The 15,035-nt window shown below is 40.9% G+C and carries 11 protein-coding genes; 3 read left to right on the top strand and 8 right to left on the bottom strand.

What is annotated here, in order from left to right:
• Positions 1–824: 824 nt before the first annotated feature.
• Positions 825–1,874: a DUF389 domain-containing protein gene (locus tag NMM13_RS01440; RefSeq protein ID WP_254727127.1), complete on the top strand. Its 1,050-nt coding sequence runs from the start codon at positions 825–827 to the stop codon at positions 1,872–1,874.
• A gap of 211 nt (positions 1,875–2,085) precedes the next feature.
• On the opposite strand, the gene thrS is transcribed toward NMM13_RS01440, so the two are convergent.
• From thrS to NMM13_RS01460, 4 genes are all read right to left on the bottom strand, one after another.
• Complete coding sequence (thrS, locus tag NMM13_RS01445; protein WP_049514695.1) at positions 2,086–4,029, bottom strand: threonine--tRNA ligase; 1,944 nt, start codon at positions 4,027–4,029, stop codon at positions 2,086–2,088.
• A 325-nt stretch (positions 4,030–4,354) separates the two neighbouring features.
• Complete coding sequence (locus NMM13_RS01450; RefSeq protein WP_049514697.1) at positions 4,355–5,677, bottom strand: glycosyltransferase family 4 protein; 1,323 nt, start codon at positions 5,675–5,677, stop codon at positions 4,355–4,357.
• Between the two features lies 1 nt (position 5,678).
• A complete protein-coding gene (locus NMM13_RS01455) occupies positions 5,679–6,677 on the bottom strand; it encodes a glycosyltransferase family 4 protein (protein ID WP_155126792.1) in 999 nt (332 codons plus the stop codon).
• Between the two features lie 102 nt (positions 6,678–6,779).
• Positions 6,780–7,367 carry a class I SAM-dependent methyltransferase gene (locus NMM13_RS01460; protein ID WP_049485661.1) on the bottom strand — a complete coding sequence of 196 codons (588 nt, stop codon included), beginning with the start codon at positions 7,365–7,367 and terminating at the stop codon, positions 6,780–6,782.
• 156 nt (positions 7,368–7,523) lie between these two features.
• Between NMM13_RS01460 and NMM13_RS01465 the strand changes: the two genes are divergently transcribed.
• Positions 7,524–8,114 (top strand): TetR/AcrR family transcriptional regulator, encoded by a 591-nt coding sequence (locus tag NMM13_RS01465; RefSeq protein WP_024055141.1) that lies wholly within the window; start codon positions 7,524–7,526, stop codon positions 8,112–8,114.
• A gap of 161 nt (positions 8,115–8,275) precedes the next feature.
• Here NMM13_RS01465 and ccpA read toward each other — a convergent pair whose 3' ends face one another.
• Positions 8,276–9,280 carry a catabolite control protein A gene (gene ccpA, locus NMM13_RS01470; RefSeq protein WP_254727130.1) on the bottom strand — a complete coding sequence of 335 codons (1,005 nt, stop codon included), beginning with the start codon at positions 9,278–9,280 and terminating at the stop codon, positions 8,276–8,278.
• 160 nt (positions 9,281–9,440) lie between these two features.
• Between ccpA and NMM13_RS01475 the strand changes: the two genes are divergently transcribed.
• On the top strand, positions 9,441–10,523 hold the full coding sequence (locus NMM13_RS01475) for a Xaa-Pro peptidase family protein (protein ID WP_254727133.1): 1,083 nt from the start codon (positions 9,441–9,443) through the stop codon (positions 10,521–10,523).
• Positions 10,524–10,763: 240 nt separating this feature from the next.
• Here NMM13_RS01475 and NMM13_RS01480 read toward each other — a convergent pair whose 3' ends face one another.
• The 3 genes from NMM13_RS01480 to NMM13_RS01490 form a co-directional block, all read right to left on the bottom strand.
• A complete protein-coding gene (locus NMM13_RS01480; protein ID WP_254727136.1) occupies positions 10,764–11,213 on the bottom strand; it encodes an Rrf2 family transcriptional regulator in 450 nt (149 codons plus the stop codon).
• A 112-nt stretch (positions 11,214–11,325) separates the two neighbouring features.
• Positions 11,326–12,168, bottom strand: a complete 843-nt coding sequence (locus NMM13_RS01485; protein ID WP_254727138.1) for a metallophosphoesterase — start codon at positions 12,166–12,168, stop codon at positions 11,326–11,328.
• 138 nt (positions 12,169–12,306) lie between these two features.
• Entirely contained in the window at positions 12,307–15,030 is a 2,724-nt protein-coding gene (locus tag NMM13_RS01490; RefSeq protein WP_254727141.1) for an FtsX-like permease family protein, read from the bottom strand.
• Between the last annotated feature and the right edge of the window lie 5 nt (positions 15,031–15,035).

Genomic DNA, 15,035 nt, shown 5'->3' on the forward strand with positions numbered 1-15,035 from the left:
CTTATGAAGAAATGTGGAGCCTCAATTGCTGGACTTTCCAATAAGAAAGGGTAAAAAAGACCGAGATGTTAAAATCTCAGTCTCAGAAAAAACGAATGATATGTAGAAAATAAAATCACTTGAGTGATTCTAAAAAAAGTTAATTTCCTACTTGCTTGAATGAGTGAATCATTTATTAAAAACTTTCCGTCGTGAGAAAAATGAGAGTGGGACAGAAATCGGTCATTCGTTAGAATTCGATTTCGTCGTCCCACCTCCGCACAGTTGAGTAGGGCTGTAAAAGCTGATGAAATCAGCGTAGTAGAGCCCACTCAACCACTGCGTCTTGCTCGATAATCCAAAGACAATTGAGAGACTAAAACTTCTGTCCCACTCTCACTCGGGAGTTTTGGAACTTCATATAAGTTCGCTGACGTTCTTACTCACCTAAGGAAGGTTTTTTAGAATGTTTCATCCTCAATCCTTTTATTTTTTCATTATTTCTCAACACGTGATTTGTTGGAAATATCTGCTAGGATTGCTGCTACAAACTCATCATGTTTAAACATCAAAACGGTATCTACTTTCAGAGGAGATATCGTTTTTCTTCCTTCTTTGAATAAGAATCTAAAATTTCTGGCTTTCTCTATCTGTTCAATTGATAGATTTCTTCAGAGAAAGACTGTAAAATTTTTGATATAATATCAAGGATGGACTGATGGATATTTAAAAGATAATGTTCAAAAGAATCACAGGTAAGAATTAAAAACATGTCAGTTTGGACAGAAGTCTCTCTACCATCATCCATGCAGAAACAAGATTATATGAAATAAAAGGAGTAACCAATGTCCGGAAACTATTCAACACGTGAATTCCGCGAGAAACTATATGATGACCTTCATGTTCGATTAAGAGATACAATGATTTTGATGTGTTCGATTTTTATTGCCTCTATAGGTCTAAATATGAATTCAACAGCTGTCATTATTGGAGCCATGCTGATTTCCCCTCTTATGACACCGATTATTGGACTGGGGTTTGGTTTAGCTATTTTTGATACGCGTTTAATTAAGCAATCTCTACAGGTTTTATTTACTCAAGTATTGGTCAGTTTGCTTGTCTCGACTCTATATTTCTGGATTTCTCCCTTATCTTATGCAAGTAGCGAATTGATTGCACGAACCTCTCCAACCATTTGGGATGTTCTCATTGCTATTGCGGGTGGGATAGCAGGTGTCATTGGTTCAAGAAAAAAAGAAGCAAACAATATCGTGCCAGGAGTAGCCATTGCAACAGCTCTGATGCCACCTATCTGCACTGCAGGCTATGGTTTAGCTAATGGAAATGTACGATTTTTATTTGGGGCTCTCTATCTTTTCTTGATCAACTGTGTCTTTATCATGCTAATCAATATTGTTGGAACAAGAATTATGATGAGACAATCTCCCTTAAGTTCATTTAAAGAGCTAAACATGAAAATGAGAATTGGGTTGATCTCCTTGATTGTATTATTGGTTCTTCCAGCCAGCTATTCAGCAGTCACTCTGACGATGGATCAAGCACGAAAAGAAGGGATCAAACAGTTTGTAGGAAAAGAGTTCGCCAATCATACAATCATTAATCAGGTCTACAAGTCAAGTAGCAATGAATTGGTCTTGACAGTTGTTGGAGATCCGATGTCAGAAGAAGAATTAGAAACCATTCGCCAAAAACAAGACTCTTACGGTATTCAATCTGTTCAATTGAAGGTCAATCAAGTCCATAATTCGACAAAATTAGATAGTGAGACGACCAAGGAATTTTACGAAAACATTGACAAGTATATCGATCAAAAACTCTCTGAAAAAGATTCACAAAACGATCTCGTAAAAGAAAATGAAGCAGACAAGGACTGAGGATAGTCAACTTATCTAACTCATGGAAGCAAATCTTGGGAGGATATCCTATATCCAAAAGTTAATGGATAGAAAGGATTGTTGATGAAGATACTATTTGTGGTGGTTTGACCGATCACTACTAGCTCAGGTTAAACAAAATAGAAAAAGCAACAACTGAAATAGTTGTTGCTTTTTCTTACTAATAAATATTTTTCAGACTGTGATCGTTTTATTTCTCAACACGAGATTTATTTGCAATATCTGCAAGAATCAATTCTACAAATGCATCTACCGGCATGGTTTCTGTTTCTTTTTGACCATAACGGCGAACGTTTACAGCCTGCTCTTCCATTTCCTTGTCACCAACGATTAATTGGTAAGGAATTTTTTGAGTTTGAGAAGCACGAATCTTGAACTGCATTTTCTCATTGCGTTCATCCACATCGGCACGAACACCGCGATCACGAAGTTTCTTAGCCACTTCCCAAGCGTAGTCTACGTGTTTTTCGTTAGATACTGGGATGAGGGTTACTTGGTGTGGCGCAAGCCAGGTTGGGAAAGCTCCCTTGTAGTTTTCAATCAAGATCGCAGTAAAGCGTTCCATGGTTGAGATTACCCCACGGTGGATCATGACTGGACGGTGTTCTTCCCCGTCTGCTCCAATGTAATGAAGATCAAAGCGTTCTGGAAGCAAGAAGTCCAATTGGATAGTTGAAAGAGTTTCTTCTTTACCAAGAGCTGTTTTCACTTGGATATCCAATTTTGGTCCGTAGAAGGCTGCTTCCCCTTCAGCTTCATAGTACTCAACACCCATATCATCAACGGCTGCTTTCAACATGCGTTGAGCATTTTCCCACATTTCATCGTTGTCAAAGTATTTGTGTTTGTCTTCAGGATCACGGTAAGACAAGCGGAAACGATAATCTGTCAAGTTAAAGTCTTCATACACATCGATGATCAATTGAAGGATCTTCTTGAATTCTTCCTCGATTTGTTCTGGAGCCACAAAGGTATGACCATCATTCAGAGACATTTCACGCACACGTTGAAGTCCTGTAAGGGCACCAGATTTTTCATAACGGTGCATCATACCGATTTCAGCGATACGGATTGGCAATTCGCGGTAAGAGTGCACATGGTGTTTGTAAACTTCGATGTGGTGAGGACAGTTCATTGGACGAAGAACGAACTCTTCTCCATCACCCATATCCATTGGTGGGAACATGTCTTCACGGTAGTGATCCCAGTGACCTGAAGTCTTATAAAGTTCTACAGAAGCAATTGGTGGAGTGTAGACGTGTTGGTAGCCTGCTGCGACTTCTTTATCAACGATGTAGCGTTCCAACTCACGACGGATCGTAGCACCATTTGGCAACCAGAATGGAAGACCTTGACCAACTTCTTGAGAAATCATGAACAAATCAAGCTCTTTCCCAAGTTTACGGTGGTCACGCTCTTTAGCTTCTTCACGCATTTGAAGGTAGTTCTTCAAGTCTTTCTTGTCAAACCAAGCGGTACCGTAAATCCGTTGCATCATCGCATTATCGCTATTACCACGCCAGTAAGCACCTGCCACATTCAAAAGGTGGAAGATTTGGATGCGACCAGTTGATGGGACGTGTGGGCCACGGCAAAGGTCCACGTATTCACCTTGACGGTAGATGGTCAAACCACCTTCGTCTTCAGAGTGTTCTTCGATCAATTCCAATTTGTATGGATCATTTTTGAAGATTTCACGCGCTTCATCTTTGGTCACTTCTTCACGAATAGATGGGAAGTTTTCTTTAACAATTTTCTTCATTTCTTCTTCGATACGAGGAAGGTCTTCGTTAGAGATTTGACCAGCTTGGTTGTCTGTATCGTAGTAGAAACCATCTTCGATGGCTGGACCGACACCCAAGTGGATATCTGGGAAGAGGCGACGAGCTGCTTGAGCGAACAAGTGAGCCGCTGAGTGACGCAAGATTGGAAGAGCATCTTCGTGATCAGGTGTCACGATTTCAATGCTTCCGTCTTCAGTGATAGCACGAGTAGTGTCGATGAGTTTACCGTTGAATTTACCAGCAAGAGCTTTTTTAGCTAGGGAATTGCTGATGGATTGTGCAATTTCAAAAGTTGTAACGCCAGATTCGAATTCACGAACAGCGCCATCTGGGAAAGTAATTTGAATCATGATATTCTCCTTAAATTAATTTCGTAAGTAATGTTTGGGAAGAGGTGTCTTCAAGCAGGAGATGAACACAAAAAAGCGACATCCAAAAAGGACGTCGCAACGTGGTTCCACCTTCATTTATGTTCCTCAAAAAAGAGGGACACCTCTGATTGGCTCTAACGTGGCCACCGTTTTATGTTTGCATAAAAGTATATCGAGTAGTCCCAAACCTATCCTCTACGCGATTTCCAGCTCCACGCGCTCTCTATCAGATTTCCTAGATTTGATATGTCTCTGTCAGTAATTATAACACGATTGAAAAATATTGCAAGAGAAAGTTTCATTTTCAATCAAAGAAATGCGTGATTTTACGGATTTTCTTCACCTGTTTGACAGACGCCTTCATTATCTTCACAGATCCATTAACCGGAAGAGCAATGACCTTGGTCGGGATTTTCACAATGGTCTTGGACATCCGCTTCACCCGACTTTGCTCTGGGTTCAAGTCATTTGAGAAGTCTTTAGAGATGATTTTATCCAAGTAAAATTCATAGACTCGACGGCCGAAGGTTGCTGCAGAAATATCATCGATCTTTTCTGCCCACTTGGTCTCGTCGATTGCAGGCATCTCGTCAATCGCTTCAAGAATCGCTTGGGCCAGATCGCTCTCCTCATAAAAGAGTTTACCAAACATAGGGTCATCAATCACATGATCGAGATAAGGATTGCCATGAGCGATGATCGGGGTACCACTCGCAATACTCTCTAAATAGGTCAGCCCTTGCGTCTCACTCGTTGAAGCTGAAATAAAGAAGTCAGCCGCCTTATAATAGAGAGCTGTTTCATTGGGTGGGATCATTCCTGTAAAGACAACCGCATCTGAAACGCCAAGTTTCGCCGCTTGTTTTTTCAGATCATCCAAATAAGGTCCATCCCCAGCCACAATCAACTTGACTTTTTGATTGACCTGAAGGACATCAGGAAGAGCCGCAATGACAGCCTGAATATTTTTTTCATAAGAGACCCGCGACAGGCTCAATAAAAGCGTTTCATCTTCTGCGACTTCATATTTTTCACGAAGAGCCGCAGTCTCTGTCGGAGTAATTTCTGGCCGGTCAAACTTGGCCAAATCAATCCCTGTCGGAATAATGCGTTTTTCTGCCTTGACCTTGTACTTTTGGAGCAAGTCATAGACGATCTCGCTTGGGCAGATGACGCCGTCCAGATCATTCATGTAACTTCTCACAATGTATTTGACCATACTTGGGCGAATGACCATGCCTCTCGCAATATAGCGGACATAGTCCTCATACTGGGTATGGTAGGTATGAATGACTGGAATCCGCAATTCGCGTCCAATCCAAACTCCCAAAAGGCCTAATGAAAACTCAGTCTGGGTATGGATAATATCCAACTGGTATTGCTTGGCAATGGCAAGTGCCTTTGAAAAACCACGATAAGCAACGCGGCGGTCCTTAAAGGCGAAGAAAGGCACACTTGGAATCCGAATAATCTGCCAATCTTCATAGCGGTTCACATCTTTATCCGTTGTCGTAAAGATAAAGACCGTGTGACCCAATTTTTCTAATTCTGTTTTGAGCGTCCGAATGCTGGTCGCCACTCCCGAAACTTGCGGGAAATAGGTATCTGTAAATAATCCTACACGCATCTTACATCTCCAAAACTGTTTGATAGGCTTCGACCAATTGATGAGCCACTAAGTCGATCGAACGACTCTCAGCAACCTTGTAGCCAGCCTCCCGCTTATCTACTTGTCCGTTCAAGACCTTGTTCAAGGAATCCACAAATTCGTCTACATTATGGCACAATTCAGAGGACGTCTCGTCAATCCAGCCATTGTATACAGGAATATCCCGCAAGACCGTGTGCTGATGACTGGCCAAGGCCTCCAAAACAACGATCCCTTCTGTTTCTTCATAAGATGGGAAGAAGAAAGCATCTGAACCCGTCATGGCCCCTTGGAAGACCGCTCCCTTGAAGTAGCCAGGGAATTCCACATTACTCGGATGATCCTTTTCTACGATACGACGAATCTTACGCGGAATGATCCATTTGTTGATAGAACCTAGCCAGATAAAGCGCACATCCGGCATGCGACGGGCCACTTCTACGAAATCTTCAATCCCTTTGCGTTTAAAATAAAGCCCTGCACAGATGACAACCTTTTGGCCTTCTTGGATATTAAAATGCTTTCGAAAGACCTCTTCTTTTTTCGGATCCTTCTTGTATTTTTCCAAATCAATTCCATTGGAGACCGCGATAATCGGTGTGGTCACCCCATAAGACTGAATCAGGTGTTTAGAATATTCAGATGGCGTGATCACATAGTCTGCCTTTTGGTACATGTGAGCCAAATACTTCCCAAACAAGGGCGCAAAAAAGTTAGACCCGATAAAGGAATTTTCAAAATCCTCACGGGTTGAATGGCCATGCATGATGACTTTCTTTCCACGACGCTTTGCTGCATGGAGCAAAAGGAAACTCCGTGGGCCATAGGTATTGATATGCACCACATCATAATCTCCTAAAATATCTGTCGTATACGGAATCCCAGCCAAATCAAGCGCATGCATTTGATGCTGCAAGGCTCGACCAATTCCTGATTTTTGTAATACGGATTTTCCTTCTAAATACAGTAAAACTTTCATACCTTCTATTATACCGAAATAAAGAGTGCCCAGCAAGTCTCTACCTGTTCGCAGTATAAAAAAGAGGCTAGAACAGTTCTGTTCGAAATTTAAAATTCTATTTTATTTATATACGATATACAAAATCCAATTGCGATTCTGTTTTTCCTCAATTTTTGAAAAACCAATACTTGTTAGTAACTGACTAAATTCATGACTTGTACGATAATCTGTCATATGATAATGTATTTTTTCTTTTTCAGAAGCAATTATCAAAGTAGAATTGCTGGACAGGACTCTATAAACTTCTTGAAAACTCTTTTTTATATCCTTCCAAAAAATATGGGTCTGAATAGCAAATATTCTATCAAAATAGTTATTTTGATAAGGCATATTCTCCACATTTCCAATCTTAAGTTGGACACTACCTTTTCTTATGGAATCTGAATGAACACGTTGGGCAGTTCTATATGATTCCTTAGAAATATCAATACCATGAATCTCAAGATTTTTATTTAAAGCAAGAAGGTTCTTGATAGTACTCCCGCCACCGTAACCAATTTCTAAAATTCTATAATTATCTGAAATAGTAGTCTGTTTAATCGCCCAAAGACTAAGTTTTTTAAAATAGAATGACCATATTTTTGTGATGACTCTACCAATAAGACCACTAGGTTTTTGAGACTGCTTAATAAGAAATTCAGTTAACATTAAATATCTTCCCTCAATTATTATAAGTTTGAAATATCATTAATTATATTTCAAACTTAATTGTATTGTAAATATCAGATATCGTCAAGAATTAATGAAATAATCTGAGATAAATTTCAAAGTTGTGCTATAATTGATATCAAATGGAGTGTTCAAATGAATCAATATCAAAAAACAACAGAAAAAAAGAAGCAAGCTATTATTCAGTCTGCTCTTTCTTTATTTAAAGAAAAAGGGTTTAAAGAAACAAGTATACAATCAATTGCAAAAGTCGCAGAAGTTTCTCCTGTGTCAATCTACAATTACTTTGATAAGAAAGATAATTTAGTAGCTTTATGTATTAATGAATTGTTTAAAGACATCATACAAGAAGCTGAAAACATTCTACTCAGTAATATAGATTATAAATCAAAATTAAATCAAGCCTTAGCTTTATGTCAGAAAAAAATAAGCCAACAGATTTCTAACTACTTTCAAGAAAAAACGTTAGAGGATCCTACTTTTACGAAACTTATGACAAAAGCGATAGATGAGAAAAAGCGTGAAATATATCGTGCATATATTGAGCTAGGTAAAAATGAAAATATAATTGCTAAAGATTTGTCAACAGAGGTTATATTAAACGTCATGAGTGCTCTCAATAGCACAGGAAATCATCTATCTCCAAATAAAAACATAGAAGACGAAACAAAACAAATTCATCATATTTTGTTGTATGGTATTTTAACAAACTCTAGAACGATTTAATTGTAACTTACACATCAATATTTGAACCAACACTCATTCAATTTCACTTCATCATTACTTATGATTAATGACACATATAAAAAGAGGCTAGAACAGTTCTGTTCTAGCCTCTTAGACTAGTAGACACGTCTTCCCAAGTCGAGACTCTAGTCTACTAATCCTTATTTTTTGGTCGTTCCACGTTGGTTGATCGTATGAGACAACAGTACTTCGCGTTCTTCCAACTCTTCTTTGTGCATGATCTTGGTCAACATGCGCATACTGATCGCACCAAGGTCATACAAAGGTTGGCCAATCGTTGATAGATTTGGACGCGTATAACGAGTTACTTGTGAATCATCACTGGTGATAATTTCAAAGTCTTCTGGTACCTTGATCCCCTTATCAGACAAGCCGTTCAAGAGACCTGCAGCCAATTCATCCCCTGTTACAAAGGCAGCTGTTGCTTTGGATGCAATGATGCGTTCTGCCAAGTTGTAACCTTCATCATAACGGTATTTCGATTCAAAGACAAGTCCTTCGCTGTAGCTCAATTTTTTCGTTTTCAAAGCTTCTTTATAGCCAGCCAAACGGATTTTTCCATTGATATCATCCACCAATGGACCACTTACAAAAGCAATTTTCTTGTTGTGTTTTGCCAATTGTGCAACAGCATCCACAGTCGCTTGCTTGTAGTCAATATTGACACTTGGTAATTGGTGTTCTACATCGACTGTCCCAGCAAGGACAACTGGCGTCCGAGAGCGTGAAAATTCTGAGCGAATCTTTTCTGTCAAGTGATAGCCCATGAAAATGATCCCATCCACTTGTTTTGAAAAGAGGTTGTTTACCACTGAAACTTCTTTGTCGTCGTCTTCATCGCTATTTGCAAGAACGATGTTGTACTTGTACATTTCAGCAATGTCATCGATCCCCTTAGCCAAGGTAGAGAAATAGCTGTTGGTAATGTTTGGAATCACAACACCGACTGTTGTGGTTTTCTTGCTGGCAAGACCACGCGCAACAGCATTTGGTCGGTAATCCAAGCGTTCGATCACTTCCAAAACTTTTTTACGTGTATTTTCTTTAACGTTCTTATTTCCATTCACTACACGACTAACGGTTGCCATTGAAACCCCTGCTTCACGGGCGACATCATAAATCGTTACTGTATCGTCTGTATTCATAAGATTTCCTTTCATTGTTGAAAATTTCGTTTTCATTCTCTAATTAATCCTATTTTATCATGGATTGTAAACACTTTCAAGTATTTTGGTAAAATTTTGTAAACTCTTGCTTTTTTGGGGAAAATTTGACAAAATAGATCCATAGAAAGAAGGTAGCATTATGTCTAAATTAGATCAAATCGTCGATTTTCTTGAAACTGAAAAAACAGATGTCGCTGTTGTATCCGATCCTGTCACCATCAATTACCTGACTGGATTTTACAGTGATCCCCACGAACGTCAACTCTTCTTGTTCGTTTACACAGACCACGAACCCCTTCTCTTCGTTCCTGCACTTGAAGTGGAACGGGCGACTGCAGTTGTCGATTTCCAAGTGGTTGGCTATGTGGATTCTGAAAACCCTTGGGAAAAGATTAAAGGGGCTATCGCAAAACCAGATGCCAAAACCGTTGCACTTGAATATGATAACTTGATTCTGACCAAATACAATGGCTTGCGTACTGTCTTTGAAAAAGCAACATTTACCAACTTAACACCACGAATTAACCGCATGCGCTTGATCAAATCTGCTGATGAAATCCAAAAAATGTTGGTGGCTGGTCAATATGCAGATAAGGCTGTCAATATGGGATTCGACGCCATCTCACTGGATAAAACGGAAACTGATATCGTAGCAGAAATCGACTTTGGTATCAAACGCTTGGGCTATGAAATGAGCTTTGAAACCATGGTCTTGACGGGAAATAATGCAGCTAACCCACACGGAATTCCTGGAAGCAACAAAGTCGAAAACGATGCCCTCTTGCTCTTTGACCTTGGCTGTATGGTCAATGGTTATGCATCAGATATGACCCGTACCGTCGCTGTTGGTAAACCAGATGATTTCAAAAAAGAAATCTATCACTTGACGTTAGAAGCTCAACAAGCTGCCATTGACATGATCAAACCAGGTGTAACAGCACATGACGTAGACCGTGCTGCACGGAGCGTCATCGAAAAAGCTGGCTATGGTGAATACTTCAACCACCGCCTTGGACACGGTATCGGTATGGATGTGCATGAATTCCCTTCTATTATGGAAGGAAATGACCTGGTGCTTGAAGAAGGCATGTGCTTCTCAGTCGAACCAGGAATCTATATCCCAGGTAAAGTCGGAGTCCGTATTGAAGACTGCGGCTATGTCACAAAAGACGGCTTTGGACTCTTTACAGAAACTAGCAAAGACTTACTTTACTTTGACTAAGCCTTTTGTAAATCCAAGTCGCAGCAAACAGAATGTTTCGTCAATAAATATAAAAAATGAGGCTGGGACAAAAGTCCTAGCCTCTTAATTGTTTTTGGATTGTCGAGCAAGACGCAGTGGTTGAGTGGGCTCTACTGCGCTGATTTCATCAGCTTTTACAGCCCTACTCAACTGTACGGAGGTGGGACGACGAAATCGAATTCTAACGAATGACCGATTTCTGTCCCACTCTCATTTTTCTTATGAAACCGATTCGAGGTCCATTCTTTTCTGCGCGTCTTCTACGACTTCTTTTAGGCTGGTTTGAGCCATCTCTTTTTCCATAGCAGTCTGAATGTCTTCGAGCTTCCCATCTAAGACATAGTGGATATTGTGACCTATTGGGCAATTTGGATTGGGTTTTTCATGGAAACCAAATAATTGGCCTGTCGAACCTAAGCATTCGACCGCTTGATAGATATCCAACAGACTGATCTCATCAGCTGCTTTAGCGAGTTCAGCTCCTCCTGTCCCACGCGCTACATGGATTAATCCCGCTTTCTTTAACTGAGACAAGGTCTTTCGAATAATAACAGGATTCACACCAACACTTCCTGCCAAAAAATCACTGGTTACTTTTGTTTTTTCTCCTTGTAGAGCAATCATGATCAAGACATGAGTCCCAATGGTAAAGCGACTCGAAATTTGCATAACTTCACTCCTTTCTACCCGTTTTTGAAGGTAGAGTCTATTGAACAACCGTCAAGGGACGACTTTCGTTATTCCTATTATACTCTTTTCAGTTGTAATGTCAACAGTTACACTATTGAAAGAAGTCCTCTAACCAAGCATCGATTTCTCGATCATGACCTTCTCTCTGCTCAATCTCATGAAGAAGCTCATGATTGTGGGTATGATGAATGCCATTGATCAAACTTTCATAATACACTTGGTAATAAGGAAGATGGAGGTCTTTTGCAAGTTTCAGTTCTTTTTGGACATCATAGTCCACCCGTCTAAAATCTACATCTTTTAACCCCATTTGATCAAATTCAAGAATAGCATACATGGCCCGAAGGTCCTTGCGAAGATTCTTTTCCAAAAAGAAAGGTTGACCGATTGAGCCAGGATTGATAATCAGTTCTCCTCCTGTCCCGTAGCGGAAAAACTGCTGGTGAATGTGTCCGTAGACTGCAATATCACAAGACGGGTTTGTCACCAAGCGATCAAAATCCTTCTGCTCACCAATGTGGATCAATTCGCGCCCCCAATTCTTATCAGGTAAGTGGTGGGTAATGCCGATCTTTAAACCTGCGATTTCTCTATGGACCTGCATGGGCATTTTCTGCATGTCTTCAATTTCCTGGGGCGTGATTTCTTCAAGAATATATTGACACTGGCGCATGAGGTAGCGATGACTTGGTCTGGTCTCATCCAACATCCCCCTCATGGCCCGCCAAAGACTATCTTCCCAGTTTCCAAGGACTTTAACCGTAATCGGTAACTCCTCTAACATCTCCAAGAGGGCCCGTCTCCCTGTCCCAGGCATCAAACTATCTCCCAAGAGCCAATATTCATCCACCTTGGCTTTTCGACTATCCCCTAGAACAGCTTCCAATGCTGTCGTATTTCCATGAATATCTGAAAGTAAAGCAATTTTAGTCATGATCTTCTCCTTCTCTCCATTATAACAAAGAGAAGAAAAACTTCCACCCAAAGGTGAAAGTTTTATGAACATTCCATGCTACTAGAAATGAAAACTCAGGCTAGAGGGCCTGTCGCTATCAGCTACAGGCTTTGTATCTTAGTCTACTGATTTGAGGGCTTCGAGCATGTCTACTTTTCGGAGATAATGGTCAACATAAATTCCTAACAGGATCAAGAGAAGGATCATTCCTCCGACAGGAAAGAGAAAAACTCCAAGTCCCACTTTAGGGTAAAAGAGAATGGCATCTGGTGCAATCATGGCAATGAGGAATTGATGAAGATAATAACCACCCACTAATCCCATGAGGATCCCTATGATAGACAATAAGATGGTTTCGCGGTAAATATAGAGCGTCACTTCCTTATTATGGAATCCTAAGACCTTAATGGTCGATAATTCACGGATCCGCTCTGCCACATTGATATTGGTTAAATTATACAAGATCACGATGGCTAGCAAGATCGATACGACTACTAGAATCATCATAGTAGTGTCCAAGGATTTGGCAACTGAATTAAAGAGGGAAATCATCGAAGCGTTCTGACTAACCGCCTTCACAGCTGCAAGATTCATCATATCCCGACTGACAGCCTGTACTTGTCGTGTAGAAGGATTTTTCAACTGCACCAAATAGCTATTTGCTGAAGTCCGCTTTCCGTAGATTTTTTGGTAACTTGCCTGACCCATATAGATAAAATGGCCGACATAATTTTCAGTGATTCCCGCCACCTTAAAAGTGTGACCATCTAAGATCAGTCGATCCCCGACTGTAACCTGGGCTAGTTGTGCTAGCTTACTACTGATGATGACCCCTTTCTTGAGAGACAAGGACTCTCCTTGCTTGAGAGAACGCAAGCTGACAAAGGGAGAAAAATCTGTACGATCCGTTACCATCATCGTAATGGTCTGCTTGTCGCGTCCACCCTTTAAAGAAGCTTCGATGACCTTACTATAAATCGGTCGATAATCTTTGATATCTGATTTTTCCAGACGATTGGTTAGTTCCTTGCTTTCTTGGCTTGATGCATTCGTTTTTTCAGCTACAATCAACTCATATGATAGGATCTCTTGAAATTGGCGTTTGGGAACCCCTCCTACAGAAGATTGAATCCCTAGCCCTGCGAAGAGAAGAGCAACAGAACCTGCCACTCCAAATATGGTCATCAGCATCCGTTGTTTGTAACGAAAGAGATTACGAGCAGTGACCTTGTGGGTGAAACTCAGACGTTTCCAAATAAAATGGAGACGCTCCAGGAAAATCTTCGAACCAGATACCGGTGGTTTGGGCAGTAATAAAAGATTGGCTTCTTCTTTTAATTCCTTACGCGAAACCCAGTAAGCCGGAAGCACACTCGCAACGAAAGACAGTCCGAGCGCAATCAGAGTCATATCTCCATAAAAATACTCTCTGCTCTCTCCAATCACCATCCCTTGCGTGATAATGTTGGAAATGATCCCCGATAGGAAATAATGGCCCAGCAAGGTTCCTAGAAGGGTACCGATCGTCCCTGCAAAGAATCCATAGAGGACAAATTTGAGAATGATGTCCCTGGTACGATAGCCCAGCGCCTTAAAAATACCTGCATTGGTTCGCTCTTCATCAACAAAGCGGGTCATCGTGGTAAAGGTCACCATGGCGGCTACCAGATAAAGAACGACCGGAAAAATATTTCCGACAGCAGAGATACTGCTACTAGCATTGCTATACATCAGGTAACCTTGTCCACCTGGCATGGTCTTGCGGTCATAGACATGATAAGTTGGAATTTCCAGTTGATCTCGCTCGGTTTGAGCTTTTTTTAGCTCCTCCTCTTTTTTTGCAAACTCCGTTTCACCTGCAGTCCAGTCCTTCTTTTTCTGATCCAGTTGTTCTTTGGCTTGATGGATCTTTTCTTGGCTGGCTACTTGCTCTTTAGCTGGCAGAAATGGAGCTAGTTTACTGAGCTGCGTCTCCTGCAAGTCTAATTGCTTTTGAGCCTGATCAATCTGACTCTTGGCTGACTGGAGTGTTTCCTTGGCACGACTGAGTTCTTTCTGGCCTTTTTGAATCTGCCCATCCGCTTCCTGCTTGAGTCTTTGATAGCGGGCCTTTCCATTGTCTTTCAGAAGTTTTTCTAACTCTTCTTGATGAGCTTCGAGCCGTTTTTGGTAGACTTGCGAAAAAGAATCTAAAGACTTCAGATCATCAAACTGAATCCGCGCTATCACAGGAAGTTTGGTCGTAAAGACCTCTTTTGAAACTAGTGCATAGGCATCTAGATTTCCACTGCCACTCATGGCAGTGCCTAAATTTTTTTGAGACCACATCTCAGAGGATTGAACAAAGCCAACAATGGTGAATTGCTTTCGCTTTAAACTAGAGCGCGTTCCAGCCTTTTCTTCGAGTGTGAGGGTATCCCCTATCTGATAGCGATCCTTCCAAAAACTTGCTAGGGCCAGTTCCCCTTCTTTTTGGGGTAGGCGCCCCTTGGTCACACGAAAAGAAGAAAGACTTTTTGGAGGAGAAAAAAGTCGAATCGCCTCTCCTGTTCCTTTCACTGTCAGATCCAGTAGGGAACCAAATTCGACACGCGCCCCTTTGAGTCCTAAAAGCTCCTCTTGGTCTGCCTGGTCTAATCCCAAGTCCCCCATGACAGCAAGATCTAGCATATTTTGTTGCTGAATAAACTGGTTAGCCGTTCGGTGCATATTTGGAGTAGTCACCTTTAAGCCAACCAAGGCCAAGCTTCCCAACAACATCAAGGTTAAGATGGAGAGAAAGCGTCCTTTTGAATGTGTAAAAGAAGCAAACAAATCCTTCCAATAGACTTTTCGTTTCATGCTAC

The sequence above is a fragment of the Streptococcus sp. CF8_St5-11 genome, from assembly GCF_024295625.1.
In the GTDB taxonomy this organism is placed as follows: Bacteria; Bacillota; Bacilli; order Lactobacillales; family Streptococcaceae; genus Streptococcus.

What these genes read in the sequence shown, in the direction of transcription:
- NMM13_RS01440 (WP_254727127.1), top strand. Translation starts at nt 825, where the DNA reads ATGTCCGGAAACTATTCAACACGTGAATTCCGCGAGAAACTATATGAT.
- thrS (WP_049514695.1), bottom strand. Translation starts at nt 4,029, where the DNA reads ATGATTCAAATTACTTTCCCAGATGGCGCTGTTCGTGAATTCGAATCT.
- NMM13_RS01450 (WP_049514697.1), bottom strand. Translation starts at nt 5,677, where the DNA reads ATGCGTGTAGGATTATTTACAGATACCTATTTCCCGCAAGTTTCGGGA.
- NMM13_RS01455 (WP_155126792.1), bottom strand. Translation starts at nt 6,677, where the DNA reads ATGAAAGTTTTACTGTATTTAGAAGGAAAATCCGTATTACAAAAATCA.
- NMM13_RS01460 (WP_049485661.1), bottom strand. Translation starts at nt 7,367, where the DNA reads ATGTTAACTGAATTTCTTATTAAGCAGTCTCAAAAACCTAGTGGTCTT.
- NMM13_RS01465 (WP_024055141.1), top strand. Translation starts at nt 7,524, where the DNA reads ATGAATCAATATCAAAAAACAACAGAAAAAAAGAAGCAAGCTATTATT.
- ccpA (WP_254727130.1), bottom strand. Translation starts at nt 9,280, where the DNA reads ATGAATACAGACGATACAGTAACGATTTATGATGTCGCCCGTGAAGCA.
- NMM13_RS01475 (WP_254727133.1), top strand. Translation starts at nt 9,441, where the DNA reads ATGTCTAAATTAGATCAAATCGTCGATTTTCTTGAAACTGAAAAAACA.
- NMM13_RS01480 (WP_254727136.1), bottom strand. Translation starts at nt 11,213, where the DNA reads ATGCAAATTTCGAGTCGCTTTACCATTGGGACTCATGTCTTGATCATG.
- NMM13_RS01485 (WP_254727138.1), bottom strand. Translation starts at nt 12,168, where the DNA reads ATGACTAAAATTGCTTTACTTTCAGATATTCATGGAAATACGACAGCA.
- NMM13_RS01490 (WP_254727141.1), bottom strand. Translation starts at nt 15,030, where the DNA reads ATGAAACGAAAAGTCTATTGGAAGGATTTGTTTGCTTCTTTTACACAT.